The following is a 13,248-nucleotide window of genomic DNA, read 5'->3' on the forward strand; positions in this document are numbered from 1 at the left end:
ACCCCTGGCGGGCGTTTTCGTGTGTCGGTGGGCGGAGAGACGATGACGCCCATGATCGACAGCGAGAGGGCCATCCTGGCGTTCGAGGAGCAGCACCCGCGGAACGACCGGACGAAGGAATCGGCGATCCGCACGGAGCTCGACATGTCGTGGGTGCGATACCGGCAGATGCTCGGCCGGCTGGTGTCCCGCCCAGACGTGCTCGAGGAGTACGCGGTCGTCGCCCACCGCGTGCAGCGGTCGACGGCCGCCGGCGTCGCTGCTCGTGCGCGGCGGTCCTTCCGACCCAACGTCTACCCAACGGAATGAAGCGGAAACGCATGGGAATGGATGGGAGCGCAGGACGCCCCAGTCGCTCCCCACAGCGGGTGTGATCGGGGATTAGTAGGAGTACGAGGGAGACGGTGGGAACGCACGCCCACAACAGTGGGTTCTCGGTTCAAGTCCGAGGGGGTGCACAACACGAAGACCCCGACCGAACCGGTCGGGGTCTTCTGCGTTCCCGGGGCGATGGACCCGGGCCCGACGGGGTGCCGAGGGGGAGCCGATCGGGTACCGGCCGCGGTTCGCCGCCACGCCCGGGCTGCCGACGCGGGTGGATCGTGTCGGACGAGCACGGCACCGGCACCGGCACCGGCACCGGCACCAGCACCAGCACCAGCGCGAGGACCAGCACCAGCGCGAGTACCGGCACCGGCACCGGCACCGGCACCGTTCACCGACCAGCGCCACCGCCGGGCGGGTACCAGTCGGGGACCGGGCGGGGCGCCCAGGTCGGGGCGCCCCGCCCGGTCCCCGAGGTCAGCGCCGCCGGACCCGCCGGACTCCGACGAGGGCGCCACCGACCAGGACGAGGAGCAGCGCCGCGCCGCTCATCAGCACGAGCCCCTCGCTCCCGGTGAACGCGAGCACGCCGCCGGTGCCCGCCGCGGCGTCCGTCGCGCCGGTCGGACGCTTCGTGGCGTCCGCGGTCGGATCGGGCGAAGCGGTGGCGGGTCCGGACTGCTCGGAGCCGGGCTGATCCGTGCCGGGCTGATCCGTGCCGCCGGGCTCTCCGGTGCCGCCGGGCCCGTCCGGGGCCACGGTGAACCCCGGGTCGACTGCGCCGGGTGGGTCGACGACGTCGCTCTCGGGGAGGACCCCGGCGTCGATGGTGTCGATCCGGTCGACGCCCTCCAGCGCGCCGTCGGTCGTCTTGCGGGCGACGACCGTTTCGGCGGTCGTGCCGTCCGCGGCGGCGTCGGAGTCCACCGCACGGTCCGGACCGGCGAGCTGGTGGGTGAACGCCCGCCCGTCCGGAGCTCGGAACGTGACCGTGTACGTCCCGGGCCGGAGCGCTCCGAAGCGGTAGTCGCCGTCGACGTCGGTCGAGGTGGTGCGATCGACGCCGTCACCGTGGTCGTCCGTGCCGGTGAGCCGGACGTCGACGCCCTCGAGGCCGGGTTCACCAGCGTCCTGGATGCCGTCGCCGTCCTGGTCGGTCCACACGTGGTCGCCGACGGCGCCGGCGACGACGCGGATGGTCGACGGGTTCGACAACACGGCCAGCGCCAGGTTCGAGGCACGCAGCCCGAAGCGGTTCGTGTACCGGTCGCCGTCGTGTTGGCCGTCGGTCCGCAGGGCGATCCGGTGGGTGACGGTCGCTCCGACGGCGACAGGTGCGCCGCGTTGCAGACGGAAGGCGGTGACGTCGGTGAGCGAGTCGGGGCACCCGTCGGAGCCGAAGTCCGCCTCGGCACACCACGTCGTCGAGCCGCCTTGCTGGTTCGAGCGGTGGGCTCCGTCCAGGACGATCTCCTCCGGTTCCCTGGTGGTGTAGCTGACGGTCTCATCGCCTGCGGCATCGGCGGGGACCGGCTCGGCGAGGGCTGCCGTCCCGTGGAAGGACGAGGTCTGGCCGGGCCCGAGGAACGGCAGGACGGCGATCAGGTCGGTGTCGTCGATCGCGACGGCATCGGTGTTCGTGGAGTCGAGCTGCCATTCGAGTTCGTCGCCCGTGACGACGACGGGCTCGACGGCGGTCTGCTCGACGCGCACGCCCCCGGTGGTCACGATCTGCACGGCGCGCTCGGCGCGACGGTACCGCTCCTCGGAGCGGTCGCTCGGCGAGGCGATGACGACCGCGTTGGTGACCGGCGCCGCGGGCGCCGTTGCGGACACCTCGGCACTGTACGTGATCGGGGGCAGTTCGGTGTTCGGCTCGGCCTCGGGGAAGGTCCAGGTGAGCCGCTGTCGCCGCTGCCCGTCGTCGTCGGTGACCGTGTCCGTCTCCGGCGCGACCGATGCGCTGCCGGTGACGTAGCTGACGTGCAGCGGCAGGACGTCCTGCACCGTGACGGCGGACGGCCGGCCCGTGGTGTTGCCGTTCGTCAGCGACGGGTAGAGGGCGTAGTCGATCGTGTTGCCGGCGACGGCGAACCGGGTCGCGTCCGGGGTGTCCGTGGCGTCGTGCCCGGCGTCGACGATCTTCTTCGTGACGCGAGCGAGGTCCTCGGTGACGAGGACGCTGTCGGAGAGACCGCCCGCGCCGAGGTCGGGGTCGGACGAGACGTCGTGGACCCACGGCTTGTCGGAGCCGAACCGCAGGTGACCGAAGTCGAGCGCCCGTGTGCCGTCAGCGACGTCCTCGATCCGGACGTACGAGTACAGCGCGCCGGTCTTGCCGCCGGCGAGGCCGCCGGTGGCCCGGATCGCGCCGACCGCGTCGACGCCGCCGGGGACGTCCTCGGGCTGGTCGTACCAGGGGCCGTCGCGGTCCTCGCACGTCGCCTGTCGTTGGCCTTCCTCGGGGCTGGTCATGTCGTACGCGGCGTACTGGACCGTGCCGCCGGTGAGTCCCGACGTCCACGACGCCACCCGGCCGGTGCCGAGACGTGCCAGCCGCTGGGTGGCACGGTCGAAGGTGTCGCAGAGCACGACGTCCTGGAACGGACGGATGCCGTCGTTCCGGGCCCCGACGTCGCTGCGCAGGACGGTGCCGGGCGTCACCCACGGATCTCCCTGCCGGGCGGAACCGGGGGAGACGCTGGATCCCTCGCCGTCGACGCGGTAGAGGTGTTTGAACCCGCCACCGGCCGCGAACTCGACGATGTTGCGTGCCGCTCGGTTGTCGCCGGTCGGTTCGGTCGAGCCGGGGAAGTTGGGTGCTCCGCTGATCGAGGTGGTCTGCAGCGGCGTGTAGGTGTTCACCGAGTCGACGCTCGTGCCGGGCGGCGGCGTGGGCATCCACACGGACAGGTAGCCGGAGACGAAGTAGGCGCGGTTCGGCTGGGTCAGCGTCCCGGTCAGTCCGGTCGTGGGCAGGTGGGTCGGATCGGTGACCGTGCCGGTGATCGTCACCGAGACGGGCTCGCCGGCCGCGTCCTGCTCGCAGATGATCGTGCCGGAGTCCGTGACGCTGTCCGCCGTGCCACCGCGGCCCCCGGGCAGGCTGCCGAAGCGCCAGTCGGTGCGTTCGTTGACGCCGCAGGCGGGGTGCCCACCGTTCCAGAGCACCGCCTCGGAGGGCAGGTCGCCGAGGATCCCCGAGAGGTCGTCGGTGAAGGTCATCGGCCCGGCGCTCCGCTCGAAGCCGAGCAGCCCCTGGCCCGGCACGACGGGGTCCCAGTCGACGGTCATCGGGTAGACGAGCTGGATGCCGCGCGTCTCGCCGTCCGGACCGAAGACGTCGGTGTCGAGGCGTGAGGCGGTGACGTTCTTGCTGAGGTTGTAGCGCGCCGCGGCCGAGACCGTCGTCGTGGGCGAGGTCGCCGTGACGGCTTCGACGTCGGTGCCGTCGGCGGTTCCGGTACCGACGACCCTGAGCGTGTCGCCGTTCCGGAGGTCGCCCGAGACGTCGAGCACTGCCGGGACGGCGACCGCCTGTCCCTCGGCGATGGTGCCGACGTTGCAGGTCAGCTCTGCTCCGGCGATCCCGGACCCAGCCCCTCGGCACGGGGCGGGGACGCCGGCCCACGAGGTCCCCGCCGGCGCCGAGAGGGTGAAGCGCCCGTTCGTGCTCGCACCACCGGTGGAGTTCATCGTGACGCGGTAGGTGACGGCGTCGCGGGTGCGCACGATGCCGTTCCCGGCGTCGGTGTCGGCGCCGGGGCCGGCGGCCGGGGTGAAGGGACCGTTGCCGTCCTTCGCGACCTCCAGGGCCAGCCCGACGGTGGCACGTGTCACGTCGACGGCGGGCGGGTCGGTCGACGTGGCTGCTGCGGCCGCGCTCGGGGTCGTCACGGCGAGGACGACGGCGAGCGCGAGCGCAGCACGCGGGGTGGCGCGTGGGTGCATGGGGGACTCCCTCTGTTCGATCGGTGCGGGCATCACGGCGGGATGGCCGGGGCGATGCTAGATCGGCAGCGGAGTGCAGTACGAGGAATGTGTATGCAGAGTACGAGGACGAAGCCGGCTCAGCGGCCGGGGTCCGGGGCCAGGTCGACGACCCGCTCCACCCCGACGACCGGGAGGAGCGCGCCGGCCGACACCGATGCCAGCTCCGCCTCCAACGACGGGACCAGGTCGGCCGGCACCCACACCTCGAAGGTCGCCGATCCTCCGTAGACCGTCTCGCCCGAGGTGGCGTCGTGGTGCTGCACCCAGGCGCGCAGGGCGTTGTCCACCCGTCCGGCGTCCGCGTGTGGGACGTCCACGCGCACCTGGGTCCGCGCGGCACGACGCACCACGACAGCCCGGTCGAGCGTCTCGGACACCGACGTCGAGTACGCGCGGACGAGTCCGCCGGCACCGAGCTTCACGCCACCGAACCACCGGCTGACGACCACGACGACGTCCGTCAGCTCGCGGCGACGCAGCACCTCGAGCATCGGTACGCCGGCGGTGCCGGAGGGCTCACCGTCGTCGGAGGTCCGGGCCTGGTCCCCGAGGACGCCCGTCACCATCGCGGTGCAGTGGTGCCGCGCGTCCCAGGACCGCCGACGGACCGCCGCGATGACGGTCTCGGCCGCCGACGGATCGGGCACCGGGTGCGCCGTCGTGACGAACCGGGAGCGCGAGACGACGAACTCGTGCTCGACCGGCTCGGCGATCGTGGAGGGGTACCGGCGCGACACCCTTCCGAGGGTAGCCGCGCAGTAGGCTGACCGCGGACGGGGATCGGAGGGGGCGACGATGATGCGATCGGTGCCGAAGGGCGGGGTGCTCGACACGGGCGAACTCGCACGTCGACTCAACCTGCTGCTCGACTTCGAGGAGTCCCAGCGCGGTGCGCCCGTCCCCTTCGCCGAGATCGAGCAGTACGTCGGCGAGCACGGCGGGTCGCTGTCGCGGGCGAAGTGGACCTACATGGTCTCGGGCGACGGCCGGCGCAACAGCGACACCGAGCTGCTCCGGCTGCTCGCCGACTTCTTCGACGTCGACGACACCTTCCTGCTCGAGGACGGCGGACTCCCCGAGCGCATCGGCGCCCAGCTCGCCCTGGTCCGGTCGATCAGGTCCGCGCGGGTCAGCGGGTTCGCGGCACGGACCTTCCCCGGCGAGCTGTCCCCGGAGGCACTCCGGCGCATCGCCGAGGTCATCGAGCAGGAGTCCCGTCGCGGCGGCGCCGCGTGATCGACCCCGCCGTCCTCGAGCGTTTCTGGCAGATCGGGGCCCAGGCCGGCTGGACCGGCATCGAGGACGCCGTCGCCGCTGCCGAGCAGCTCGTCGGCAAGCCCATCCGCATCCGTGAAGAGGCGTTCCTCGCCGACGAGCCGGTGTGCGGCTTCGTCGCGACGCTCGAGCACCAGCACCTCGTGATGATCTCGCCGACCCCCTCGCCGACCTTCCGGGCGTTCGTGATCGGCCACGAACTCGGACACGTCCTGCACGGACACCAGGAGTCCGCTCCGCAGGCCGCGGCCATCCGGGCCCTCATCCCGGACCTGCCGCAGTACCGGGTGGAACGGGCGCTCGCCCGGGGCCTGTTCGAGAACGAGTACGAGCGACAGGCGGAGCACTTCGCGGACCGCCTCGCGCAGCTCCTCCGCGCACACCGCGAGCGTCCCAGCGCGTTCCGCGGGGTCTTCGGGTGATCCTCGCGGTCGTCCAGGCGACCCTGCTCGTCGTCGGTTCGCTGGTGTTGGCCGTCCTGCAGCGTGGACAGGACCGCACGCTCACGATGACGTTCGTGCTGTTCTCCGCGACCATCGTCGCGGGTGTCGGTCCGCTGTACCGTGCCGTCGACCCGCTGCTCGGCGGGCGGAACGTGCTGACGCTCGTGTGCGACGTGCTCATGGTCCTGGGGACGAGCACCCTGCTCTGGGGCGTGGCGAAGGCGGTGGGGGCCGCCCGGGGGTGGATGCGCAGCGTCGTCGTGGCGTCCTGCTCGGTCGTCGTGGTGCTCGTCGTCCTCGCCTTCGTCACGCTCGACCCGGTGCCGACGACGACCACGTTCATGCTTGCCATCGGTGCGCAGCCCACGGCGGCCGTCTACTCGATCGCGCAGACCACGTACCTCGGGCTGGCGCTCGGCGCGACCGGGGTCATCTGCGTGCTGCGCGTCCGTGAGGCGCGGACCGGACCCGACCGCGTCGGGCTGTGGGTCCTCGTGGCCGGCGGGGTGTTCGGGGTGGTCCGGATGGTGGTCGTCGCGGTGATGGACGTCGCGCACGTCGCGGGCCGGCTCGACGTCACGCACGCGCTCGCGCTGCCCTACGACGTCACCACCCCGGGGGCGGTCCTGCTCGTCGCCTCCGGCATGCTCCTGCTCGTCGTCGGTCACCGGGTGTGGCACGGGCGGCGCAGTGCCGCCCTCGCGGGCGCGCTCCGCCGGCTGGAGCCCCTGCACGCGCGGCTCGGCACCGACAACGAGTACCCGGACTCCGACGACCCGGCCACACGGCTCAGTCGGCTCATCGTCGAGGTGAACGACGGCGCGCGGCGCCACCGGACGCCCCTCGACGCCGAGGACCGGGCGGCCCTCGCCGAGGCCGAAGCGGTGCTGGCCGCCACCTGAAACGGGGGTGTTGCCTCCGCCCTGTCTCGAGTGTCCCTCGTGTACGCTCTGTAGCACGTGCTACACCGATGTGGTCGCGGGTCTCGGCCGGTCGTGGGGGGCGGCCGAGGCCGCGGCGTAGGATCGTCGGGTGCTCGTCTTCGCCGCAGTGGTCCTGTTCGTCGGTGCCGTCTTCAACGTGATCGCCTGGCCGCGCTTCTTCCAGCGCGTCGCGAAGGACACCCGGGCCCGCGACGCCGCCGGCCGACCGACCACGTTCTGGCGTGTCCACTTCGTGCTGATGGCCATCGGGCTGGCCATCGCCGTCGCCTCGGTCGTCGCCGGGGTGCTCCTGCTCGTCTGACGGCAGCACCCCGCGCACGCCCGCAGGCGCAGCAGCGCCAGCCGGGAGGTCCGTGGCGGCCCCGCCCCGCGCCTCCCGTCAGTGGCGCACGCCAGGGGCGCTACGACGCTGCCGGCATCGGCGCACCGAGCGCCGAACGCAGCGCCATGTCCGCGAGGGACTCGTCCGCGGGGGAGAGCAGCACGCGCCAGATCTCCGTCATCGTGACGAACTCGACGCACACCGCGTCGAAGTCGCACTCCTCGATGCGCCAGCCGCTGACGGCCTCCATCGGGACGGGCAGCAGCGTCTCGCGCTCGTAGCTGGTCTCGGCCGTCACACGGTCGCGGAAGACGCGGACCCGGCAGAGCGCACCACGCCAGGTGTGCTGCAGGTCGAGCGTCGGGAGAACAGGAGAGTCCGGCACCCGCTGATCGTACCCGCGGGTGCCGGACTCGGTCGACCGTCGTGCCGGTCGTGCGCTTCCTGCTGTGGTGCGGAGCTCAGGCGGTGCCGTCACCGCCGTCGCGGCGGCGGACCTGGGCGGCGGGGTCGCGACCGTTCACCGGGTACGGCCCGGTGACGCCCTGGCGCAGCGAGGCGATGCGCAGGATGCGGTCACGCTGCAGGAACCAGCCGACGACGAGCAGCGGGATGACGATCACGAGCGAGGCGATCGTGTAGGTGCCCACCGGGTAGTCGATCGCCATGAGGACGACGACCGAGGCGAGGAACGCGAGCGTCAGCCAGCTCGTCACCGGGGCGCCCGGCAGTCGGAACGTCGGTTCCTTCGCCAACCCCTGCTTGGCCCACTGCCGCAGCTTCATCTGGCAGAGGATGATCGTGCCCCACGCGGTGATGATGCCGAGGCTCGCGATGTTCAGGGCGATCTCGAACGCCTGTCCGGGGACGAAGTAGTTGAGCACGACACCGGCGACGGTGAAGGCCGCGGTCAGGAGGATGCCGGCGTAGGGCACCCCGCCCTTCGACATCTTCGTCGTCCACTTCGGCGCGGAGCCGTTCATGCCCATCGAGTGCAGCGCGCGCCCGGTCGAGTACAGCCCGGCGTTCAGCGAGGACAGTGCGGCGGTGAGCACGACGAAGTTCATGATCGAGCCGACGACCACCCCGACCTGCGGGTTCCCTATCGACGAGAAGAACGTCACGAACGGGCTCTCACCCTCCTTGTACGCCGTGTACGGCAGCAGGATCGAGAGCAGCACGATCGAGCCGACGTAGAACACCGCGATCCGGAAGACGACGGAGTTGATGGCGCGGGGGATGACCTTCTCGGTGTCCTGGGTCTCGCCGGACGCGGTGCCCACGAGTTCGATCGCGGCGTAGGCGAACACGACGCCCTGGATGACCAGGACGGCGGGCAGGACGCCGTTCGGCAGGATCCCGCCGTTGTCGCCCCAGATCGAGAACCCGGTGCGGACGGCTTCGCCACCGGCCTCCACCGGGAACGCGAAGACCAACCAGATGATCGCGACCACGAGGAACGCGACCAGGGCTGCGACCTTGATGAGGGCGAACCAGAACTCGAGTTCACCGAAGACCTTCACCGCGACCATGTTCGCCGCCAGGACGACGACCAGCGCGATGAGGGCGAGGAGCCACTGCGGGGCCGCGGTGAACGCCGACCAGTACTTCAGGTAGACCGCGACGGCCGTGGTGTCCACGATCGACGTCATCGCCCAGTTGAGGAAGTACATCCAGCCGGCGGCGTAGGCGAACTTCTCGCCGTAGAACTCCCGCGCGTACGAGATGAACGAGCCCGAGGACGGCCGGTGCAGCACGAGCTCACCGAGCGCCCGGAGGATGAAGAAGGCGAAGATCCCGGCGATCAGGTAGGTGATCGCGAGTGCCGGTCCGGCGGTGTGCAACCGCCCGCCGGCACCGAGGAAGAGCCCCGTGCCGATGGCGCCACCGATGGCGATCATCTGCAGCTGGCGGGGCTTCAGCCCGTGCTGGTAGCCCTCCTGCTCGTGCGAGAAGTCGTTCGCCGGAGCGCGGTCAACGCCCGTGTCGTTCTTCGCTGTCATGGCGAGAACGCTACCGCTGCACGCAGGTCGGAGGCACGCTGCGCCACCATGGGGGGATGGACATCCTCCTCCGACTCCTCGTCGCGATCGGGTTCGCGCTGCTGGTCACCGCAGTGGCAGCCCTGGTCCTGCACCTGGTGTTCCGCGCCCTCGGCCGGCGTGAACGCTGGGCGCTCGCGCTCTCCCGACGGACCAAACACCCGACCCGCAGCACCCTGCTCCTCGCCCTGCTCTGGACGGCCTTCACGACCAGCGTCCCGAACGACCTCGACCGCTTCCCGTGGCGCGACGAGGTGTCGCACGTGTTCCTCATCGCGATGATCGGTGTCGGCTGCTGGCTGGCGTGCGAGCTCGCGATCTTCCTCGAGAGCCTCGGTCTGCACCGCTACCGCGTCGACGTCCCCGACAACCGCGTCGCACGCCGGGTCCGCACGCAGGTGCTCATCATCCGGCGGCTCACCGTCGCCGTCCTCGTCATCATCGCCGTCGGCGCCATCCTGCTCACCTTCCCGGGGGTGGAGGCCGCGGGTGCCAGCGTCCTCGCGAGCGCCGGTCTGCTGTCGGTGATCGCCGGTCTCGCCGCGCAGTCGATGCTCGGCAACGTCTTCGCCGGCATGCAGCTCGCCTTCTCCGGCTCGATCCGCGTCGACGACGTGGTCGTGGTCGAGGGGCAGTGGGGCCGGATCGAGGAGATCACCCTCACCTACGTGGTCGTCCACCTCTGGGACGACCGCCGGTTCGTCCTGCCGTCGACGTACTTCACGAGCACGCCGTTCGAGAACTGGACACGGACGAGCAGTGAGCTCCTCGGTGCCGTCGAGTTCGACCTCGACTGGCGGGTCAGTCCGTCCGACATGCGCGAGGAACTCGACCGCATCCTCGCCACGAGCACGATCTGGGACGGCCGGACGAAGGTCCTGCAGGTCACGGACGCGGTGGGCGGGTTCGTCCGGGTCCGCATCCTCGTGACCGCTCCGGACGCCGGCGGGCTCTTCGACCTGCGCTGCTACGTCCGCGAGGAGATGGTCGAGTGGATGCAGCGCCACCACCCCGCCGCGCTCCCGTTGCAGCGGGTGCAGCTCACGGAGCCGACCCGGACCCCGCCGACACGACGCGGGCCGCGGAGCGAGGGCGACTCGCAGCTCTTCGGTGAGGGCGACGAACGCTCTGCCCTCTTCACCGGACCGATCCAGACCTCCGGCATCCACGCCGACGAGGTGCCGCCCGAGCCCCGGCCCCGGTAGGCGCGACCCGCCCCGGTCGGCGTGCGCCGTGCACAGACGGACGGGAGGCCCGGTACCAGCTGGTACCGGGCCTCCCGTTCCGTCTCGTGGTCGCGCCGCGACCCCGCGGGACTAGCGCTGCTTCGACTTCACGGCGCGGTCGTCCTCGACGACCGTGCCGACCGCGACGATCGTCGTCGAGAGCCACGCGACCCAGGTGAGGGCGAGCCGCCAGTCGCGCGGACCGCGCCTGGACGTCTGCAGCACGCTGTAGCCGCTGATGAGCGAGCCCCACACCGCACCACTGAACATGAACTTCCGCACGGGTTCCTCCTGTCGTCGTCCTGGCCACGTTACCGGGCGCTACATTGGAGCGCCGCCGGGCGCACAGGGACTTCCGGCTGAGATCTGAGGAGTCACATCGTGCGCCAAGCAGTCATCGGAGCCGTCCTGCTCGCCGTCGGGGCGGTGTGCGTCGCCCTCGGCCTGCTGCCGTTGCCGGAACTCGGCGCCCTCGCCGCCCGCGTCCTGCCGGTCCTCGGGTTCGTCCTCGGCCTGACGATCGTCTCCGAACTCGCGGCCGACGCCGGGGTCTTCGACCGTCTGGCCGACGTCGCCGCACGGGTCGGCGGTGGTCGCACCATCGGCCTGTGGGGCGCCGTCGTCGTCCTCGCCGTCCTCTGCACGGTCTTCCTGTCGATCGACACCACCGCGGTGCTGCTCACGCCGATCGTCATCACGCTCGCCCGACGGGTGGGGCTGCCGCCGATGCCGTTCGCGCTCACCACCGTGTGGCTGGCGAACACCGCGTCGCTGCTGCTGCCGGTGTCGAACCTGACGAACCTGCTCGCCGTCGACAAGATCGGGCTCGACGGCCCGCTGCCGTTCGCCGGACTGATGGTCTGGGCGGCGCTCGCCGGGGTCGTCGTGCCGTGCGCGGTGCTGCTCGTCGTGTTCCGGCGCTCGTTGTTCGGCCGCTACACGCCGGTGGGGCTGCGGAAGGCCGCCGACCCGGTGTTCTTCTGGGCGGCCTCCGCGGTGCTCGTCGCCCTCGTCGTCGCGCTGACCGCCGGCGTCGAGGTCTGGGTGGCCGCGGTGGCCGCCGCCGTCCTGCTCGTGGTCGTCGCCGCCTTCCGCGCGCCGTCCGAACTCAAGCCCTCGCGGGTGCCGTGGTCGACGCTCGTCTTCGCCGCCGGGCTCTTCGTCGTCGTCGAGACCCTGCACGCCACGGGCATCACCGACCCGGTCGTGCACGCGCTCGCCGGCGGCACGGGCAGCGGTTCGCTGCTGCTCCTCGGCGGTGCGGGCGCGGTCGCGGCGAACGCGATCGACAACCTGCCCGCCTACCTGGTGCTCGAGCCGGCGGCGGGGCACGAGGCCCTGCGGTACGCGGCGCTGCTCGTCGGCGTCAACGCGGGCTGTCTCATCACGCCGTGGGCCTCGCTCGCGACGCTGCTCTGGCACGCGCGGCTCACCGCCGAGGGCATCCACCTGTCGTGGGGCCGCTACATCGCGCTCGGCTGCATCGTGGCGCCGCTGACGGTCGTCGCGGGTGTGTTCGCGCTCGCCATCTGAGCGCAGTGGGCCGCTCGACCGTCGGTCGGTCGGGGGTCAGAGCCAGTCGCGGTGCTTGAAGGACCGGTAGAGCAGCAGCGACGACGCCACGGTGAGCGCGATCGACGCCCACAGCCCGCTCCAGGCCCCCTCGCCGGGGAACTTCACGTTCTGCCCGAAGAAGCTCGTGATGCCGGTCGGGATCGCGATGATCGCCGCCCAGCTCGTCACCTTCTTCATCACGGTGTTCTGCCGGTTCGAGGCCAGGTTGAGGTTCGTGTCCAGCACGCTCGAGACCGCGTCGCGCTGCTGGTCGACCGAGTCGGCGATCGACACCAGGTGGTCCTCGACGTCCCGGAAGTAGGGGCGGACGCCGTCGATGATCGTCTCGGCGTCGCCGTGCAGCAGCGACCCGACGCTGTCGCGGGTCGGCACGACCAGCCGGCGGAGCACCCCGAGTGCCTTGCGCAGGCGGAACGAGCGGCGTTGGATCTGCTGTTCCCGGGGGTCACCGGTCTCGAACAGGTCGTCCTCCAGGGCGTCGATGTCCCGCTCGATCGTCTCGAGGACGCTCGTGGCGTGGTCCACGACCGCGTCGAGCAGACCCCAGAGCAGCCAGGGCACGCCGTGGTCGGCCAGGTCGCTGTTGGCGTCCCACCGGCGCTGGACCGCCGCGGTGTCGAAGTCGGCGCCGTGGATCGTGACGAGGGCGTGCTCCGTGACGAAGGCCTTGACCTCGTGGGTGACGATCTCGCCGTCCTTCCCCGGACCGTGCGCGTCGTAGACCACGAGGAACAGGCTGTCCCGGTAGCGGTCGAGCTTGGGCCGTTGCCCGCTCTCCACGGCGTCCTCGACCGCGAGGGCGTGGATGCCGAGCTCCGCCTGGACCTGCTCGAGGTCCGACGCCCGTGGGTCGGTGAAGTCGACCCAGACGAAGGCGCCGTCGCGGGCGACGAGATCCGAGACCTGCTCCACGGGGAAGTCCCGCTCCGCCGACGAACCGTCCTGCCAGCAGCGCGTGCTCACCATGTGCCTGAGCCTAGTGAGGGTGCGCTGCGCGCCGGACCCGGCCCCGAGCCTCCCGGCCCGACGCGGGTGAGCGTCCCCTCAGCCCGGCCACCCGTGCGCTGGTAGTTTCGGTGCCGACGCCCCGGCAGGCCGCCGGGC

Annotated in this window: 13 protein-coding genes; 7 read left to right on the plus strand and 6 right to left on the minus strand. The window is 71.7% G+C overall.

Features of this window, described 5'->3' with window-relative positions; translation table 11 throughout:
* The first annotated feature begins 51 nt into the window (after window positions 1-51).
* On the plus strand, window positions 52-309 hold the full coding sequence (locus tag E9228_RS14810; RefSeq protein ID WP_166781288.1) for a DUF3263 domain-containing protein: 258 nt from the start codon (window positions 52-54) through the stop codon (window positions 307-309).
* A 492-nt stretch (window positions 310-801) separates the two neighbouring features.
* Here the strand turns inward: E9228_RS14810 and E9228_RS14815 are convergent, their stop codons facing one another.
* Together E9228_RS14815 and E9228_RS14820 are read right to left on the minus strand one after the other, a co-directional pair.
* Window positions 802-4,275 carry an SdrD B-like domain-containing protein gene (locus E9228_RS14815; RefSeq protein WP_166781289.1) on the minus strand — a complete coding sequence of 1,158 codons (3,474 nt, stop codon included), beginning with the start codon at window positions 4,273-4,275 and terminating at the stop codon, window positions 802-804.
* A gap of 119 nt (window positions 4,276-4,394) precedes the next feature.
* Window positions 4,395-5,054 carry a YigZ family protein gene (locus tag E9228_RS14820; RefSeq protein ID WP_166781290.1) on the minus strand — a complete coding sequence of 220 codons (660 nt, stop codon included), beginning with the start codon at window positions 5,052-5,054 and terminating at the stop codon, window positions 4,395-4,397.
* A 58-nt stretch (window positions 5,055-5,112) separates the two neighbouring features.
* Here E9228_RS14820 and E9228_RS14825 point away from each other — a divergent pair, with 58 nt between their 5' ends.
* From E9228_RS14825 to E9228_RS14840, 4 genes are all read left to right on the plus strand, one after another.
* The gene (locus E9228_RS14825; RefSeq protein WP_166781291.1) at window positions 5,113-5,553 is read left to right on the plus strand and encodes a hypothetical protein; all 441 of its coding nucleotides are present in this window, start codon (window positions 5,113-5,115) and stop codon (window positions 5,551-5,553) included.
* Window positions 5,550-6,014 carry an ImmA/IrrE family metallo-endopeptidase gene (locus tag E9228_RS17210; RefSeq protein WP_166781292.1) on the plus strand — a complete coding sequence of 155 codons (465 nt, stop codon included), beginning with the start codon at window positions 5,550-5,552 and terminating at the stop codon, window positions 6,012-6,014. Before E9228_RS14825 ends, E9228_RS17210 begins: the two co-directional genes overlap by 4 nt.
* Window positions 6,011-6,937: a hypothetical protein gene (locus E9228_RS14835; protein WP_166781293.1), complete on the plus strand. Its 927-nt coding sequence runs from the start codon at window positions 6,011-6,013 to the stop codon at window positions 6,935-6,937. Before E9228_RS17210 ends, E9228_RS14835 begins: the two co-directional genes overlap by 4 nt.
* Window positions 6,938-7,067: 130 nt before the next feature.
* Window positions 7,068-7,280, plus strand: coding sequence for an SCO4848 family membrane protein (locus tag E9228_RS14840; RefSeq protein WP_166781294.1), 213 nt, complete (start codon window positions 7,068-7,070; stop codon window positions 7,278-7,280).
* 100 nt (window positions 7,281-7,380) lie between these two features.
* On the opposite strand, the gene E9228_RS14845 is transcribed toward E9228_RS14840, so the two are convergent.
* Complete coding sequence (locus E9228_RS14845; protein WP_166781295.1) at window positions 7,381-7,686, minus strand: hypothetical protein; 306 nt, start codon at window positions 7,684-7,686, stop codon at window positions 7,381-7,383.
* 76 nt (window positions 7,687-7,762) lie between these two features.
* The gene (locus E9228_RS14850; protein ID WP_166781296.1) at window positions 7,763-9,304 is read right to left on the minus strand and encodes an amino acid permease; all 1,542 of its coding nucleotides are present in this window, start codon (window positions 9,302-9,304) and stop codon (window positions 7,763-7,765) included.
* A 56-nt stretch (window positions 9,305-9,360) separates the two neighbouring features.
* On the opposite strand from E9228_RS14850, the gene E9228_RS14855 reads away from it, so the two are divergent.
* Window positions 9,361-10,548: a mechanosensitive ion channel family protein gene (locus E9228_RS14855; protein ID WP_166781297.1), complete on the plus strand. Its 1,188-nt coding sequence runs from the start codon at window positions 9,361-9,363 to the stop codon at window positions 10,546-10,548.
* Window positions 10,549-10,659: 111 nt separating this feature from the next.
* On the opposite strand, the gene E9228_RS14860 is transcribed toward E9228_RS14855, so the two are convergent.
* Window positions 10,660-10,851 (minus strand): hypothetical protein, encoded by a 192-nt coding sequence (locus tag E9228_RS14860; RefSeq protein WP_166781298.1) that lies wholly within the window; start codon window positions 10,849-10,851, stop codon window positions 10,660-10,662.
* Between the two features lie 99 nt (window positions 10,852-10,950).
* On the opposite strand from E9228_RS14860, the gene E9228_RS14865 reads away from it, so the two are divergent.
* The gene (locus E9228_RS14865) at window positions 10,951-12,102 is read left to right on the plus strand and encodes an SLC13 family permease (RefSeq protein WP_166781299.1); all 1,152 of its coding nucleotides are present in this window, start codon (window positions 10,951-10,953) and stop codon (window positions 12,100-12,102) included.
* A 36-nt stretch (window positions 12,103-12,138) separates the two neighbouring features.
* Here E9228_RS14865 and E9228_RS14870 read toward each other — a convergent pair whose 3' ends face one another.
* Complete coding sequence (locus tag E9228_RS14870) at window positions 12,139-13,110, minus strand: magnesium transporter CorA family protein (protein ID WP_166781300.1); 972 nt, start codon at window positions 13,108-13,110, stop codon at window positions 12,139-12,141.
* Window positions 13,111-13,248 lie beyond the last annotated feature (138 nt).

The organism is Curtobacterium salicis, from assembly GCF_011759505.1.
GTDB lineage: Bacteria > Actinomycetota > Actinomycetes > Actinomycetales > Microbacteriaceae > Curtobacterium > Curtobacterium salicis.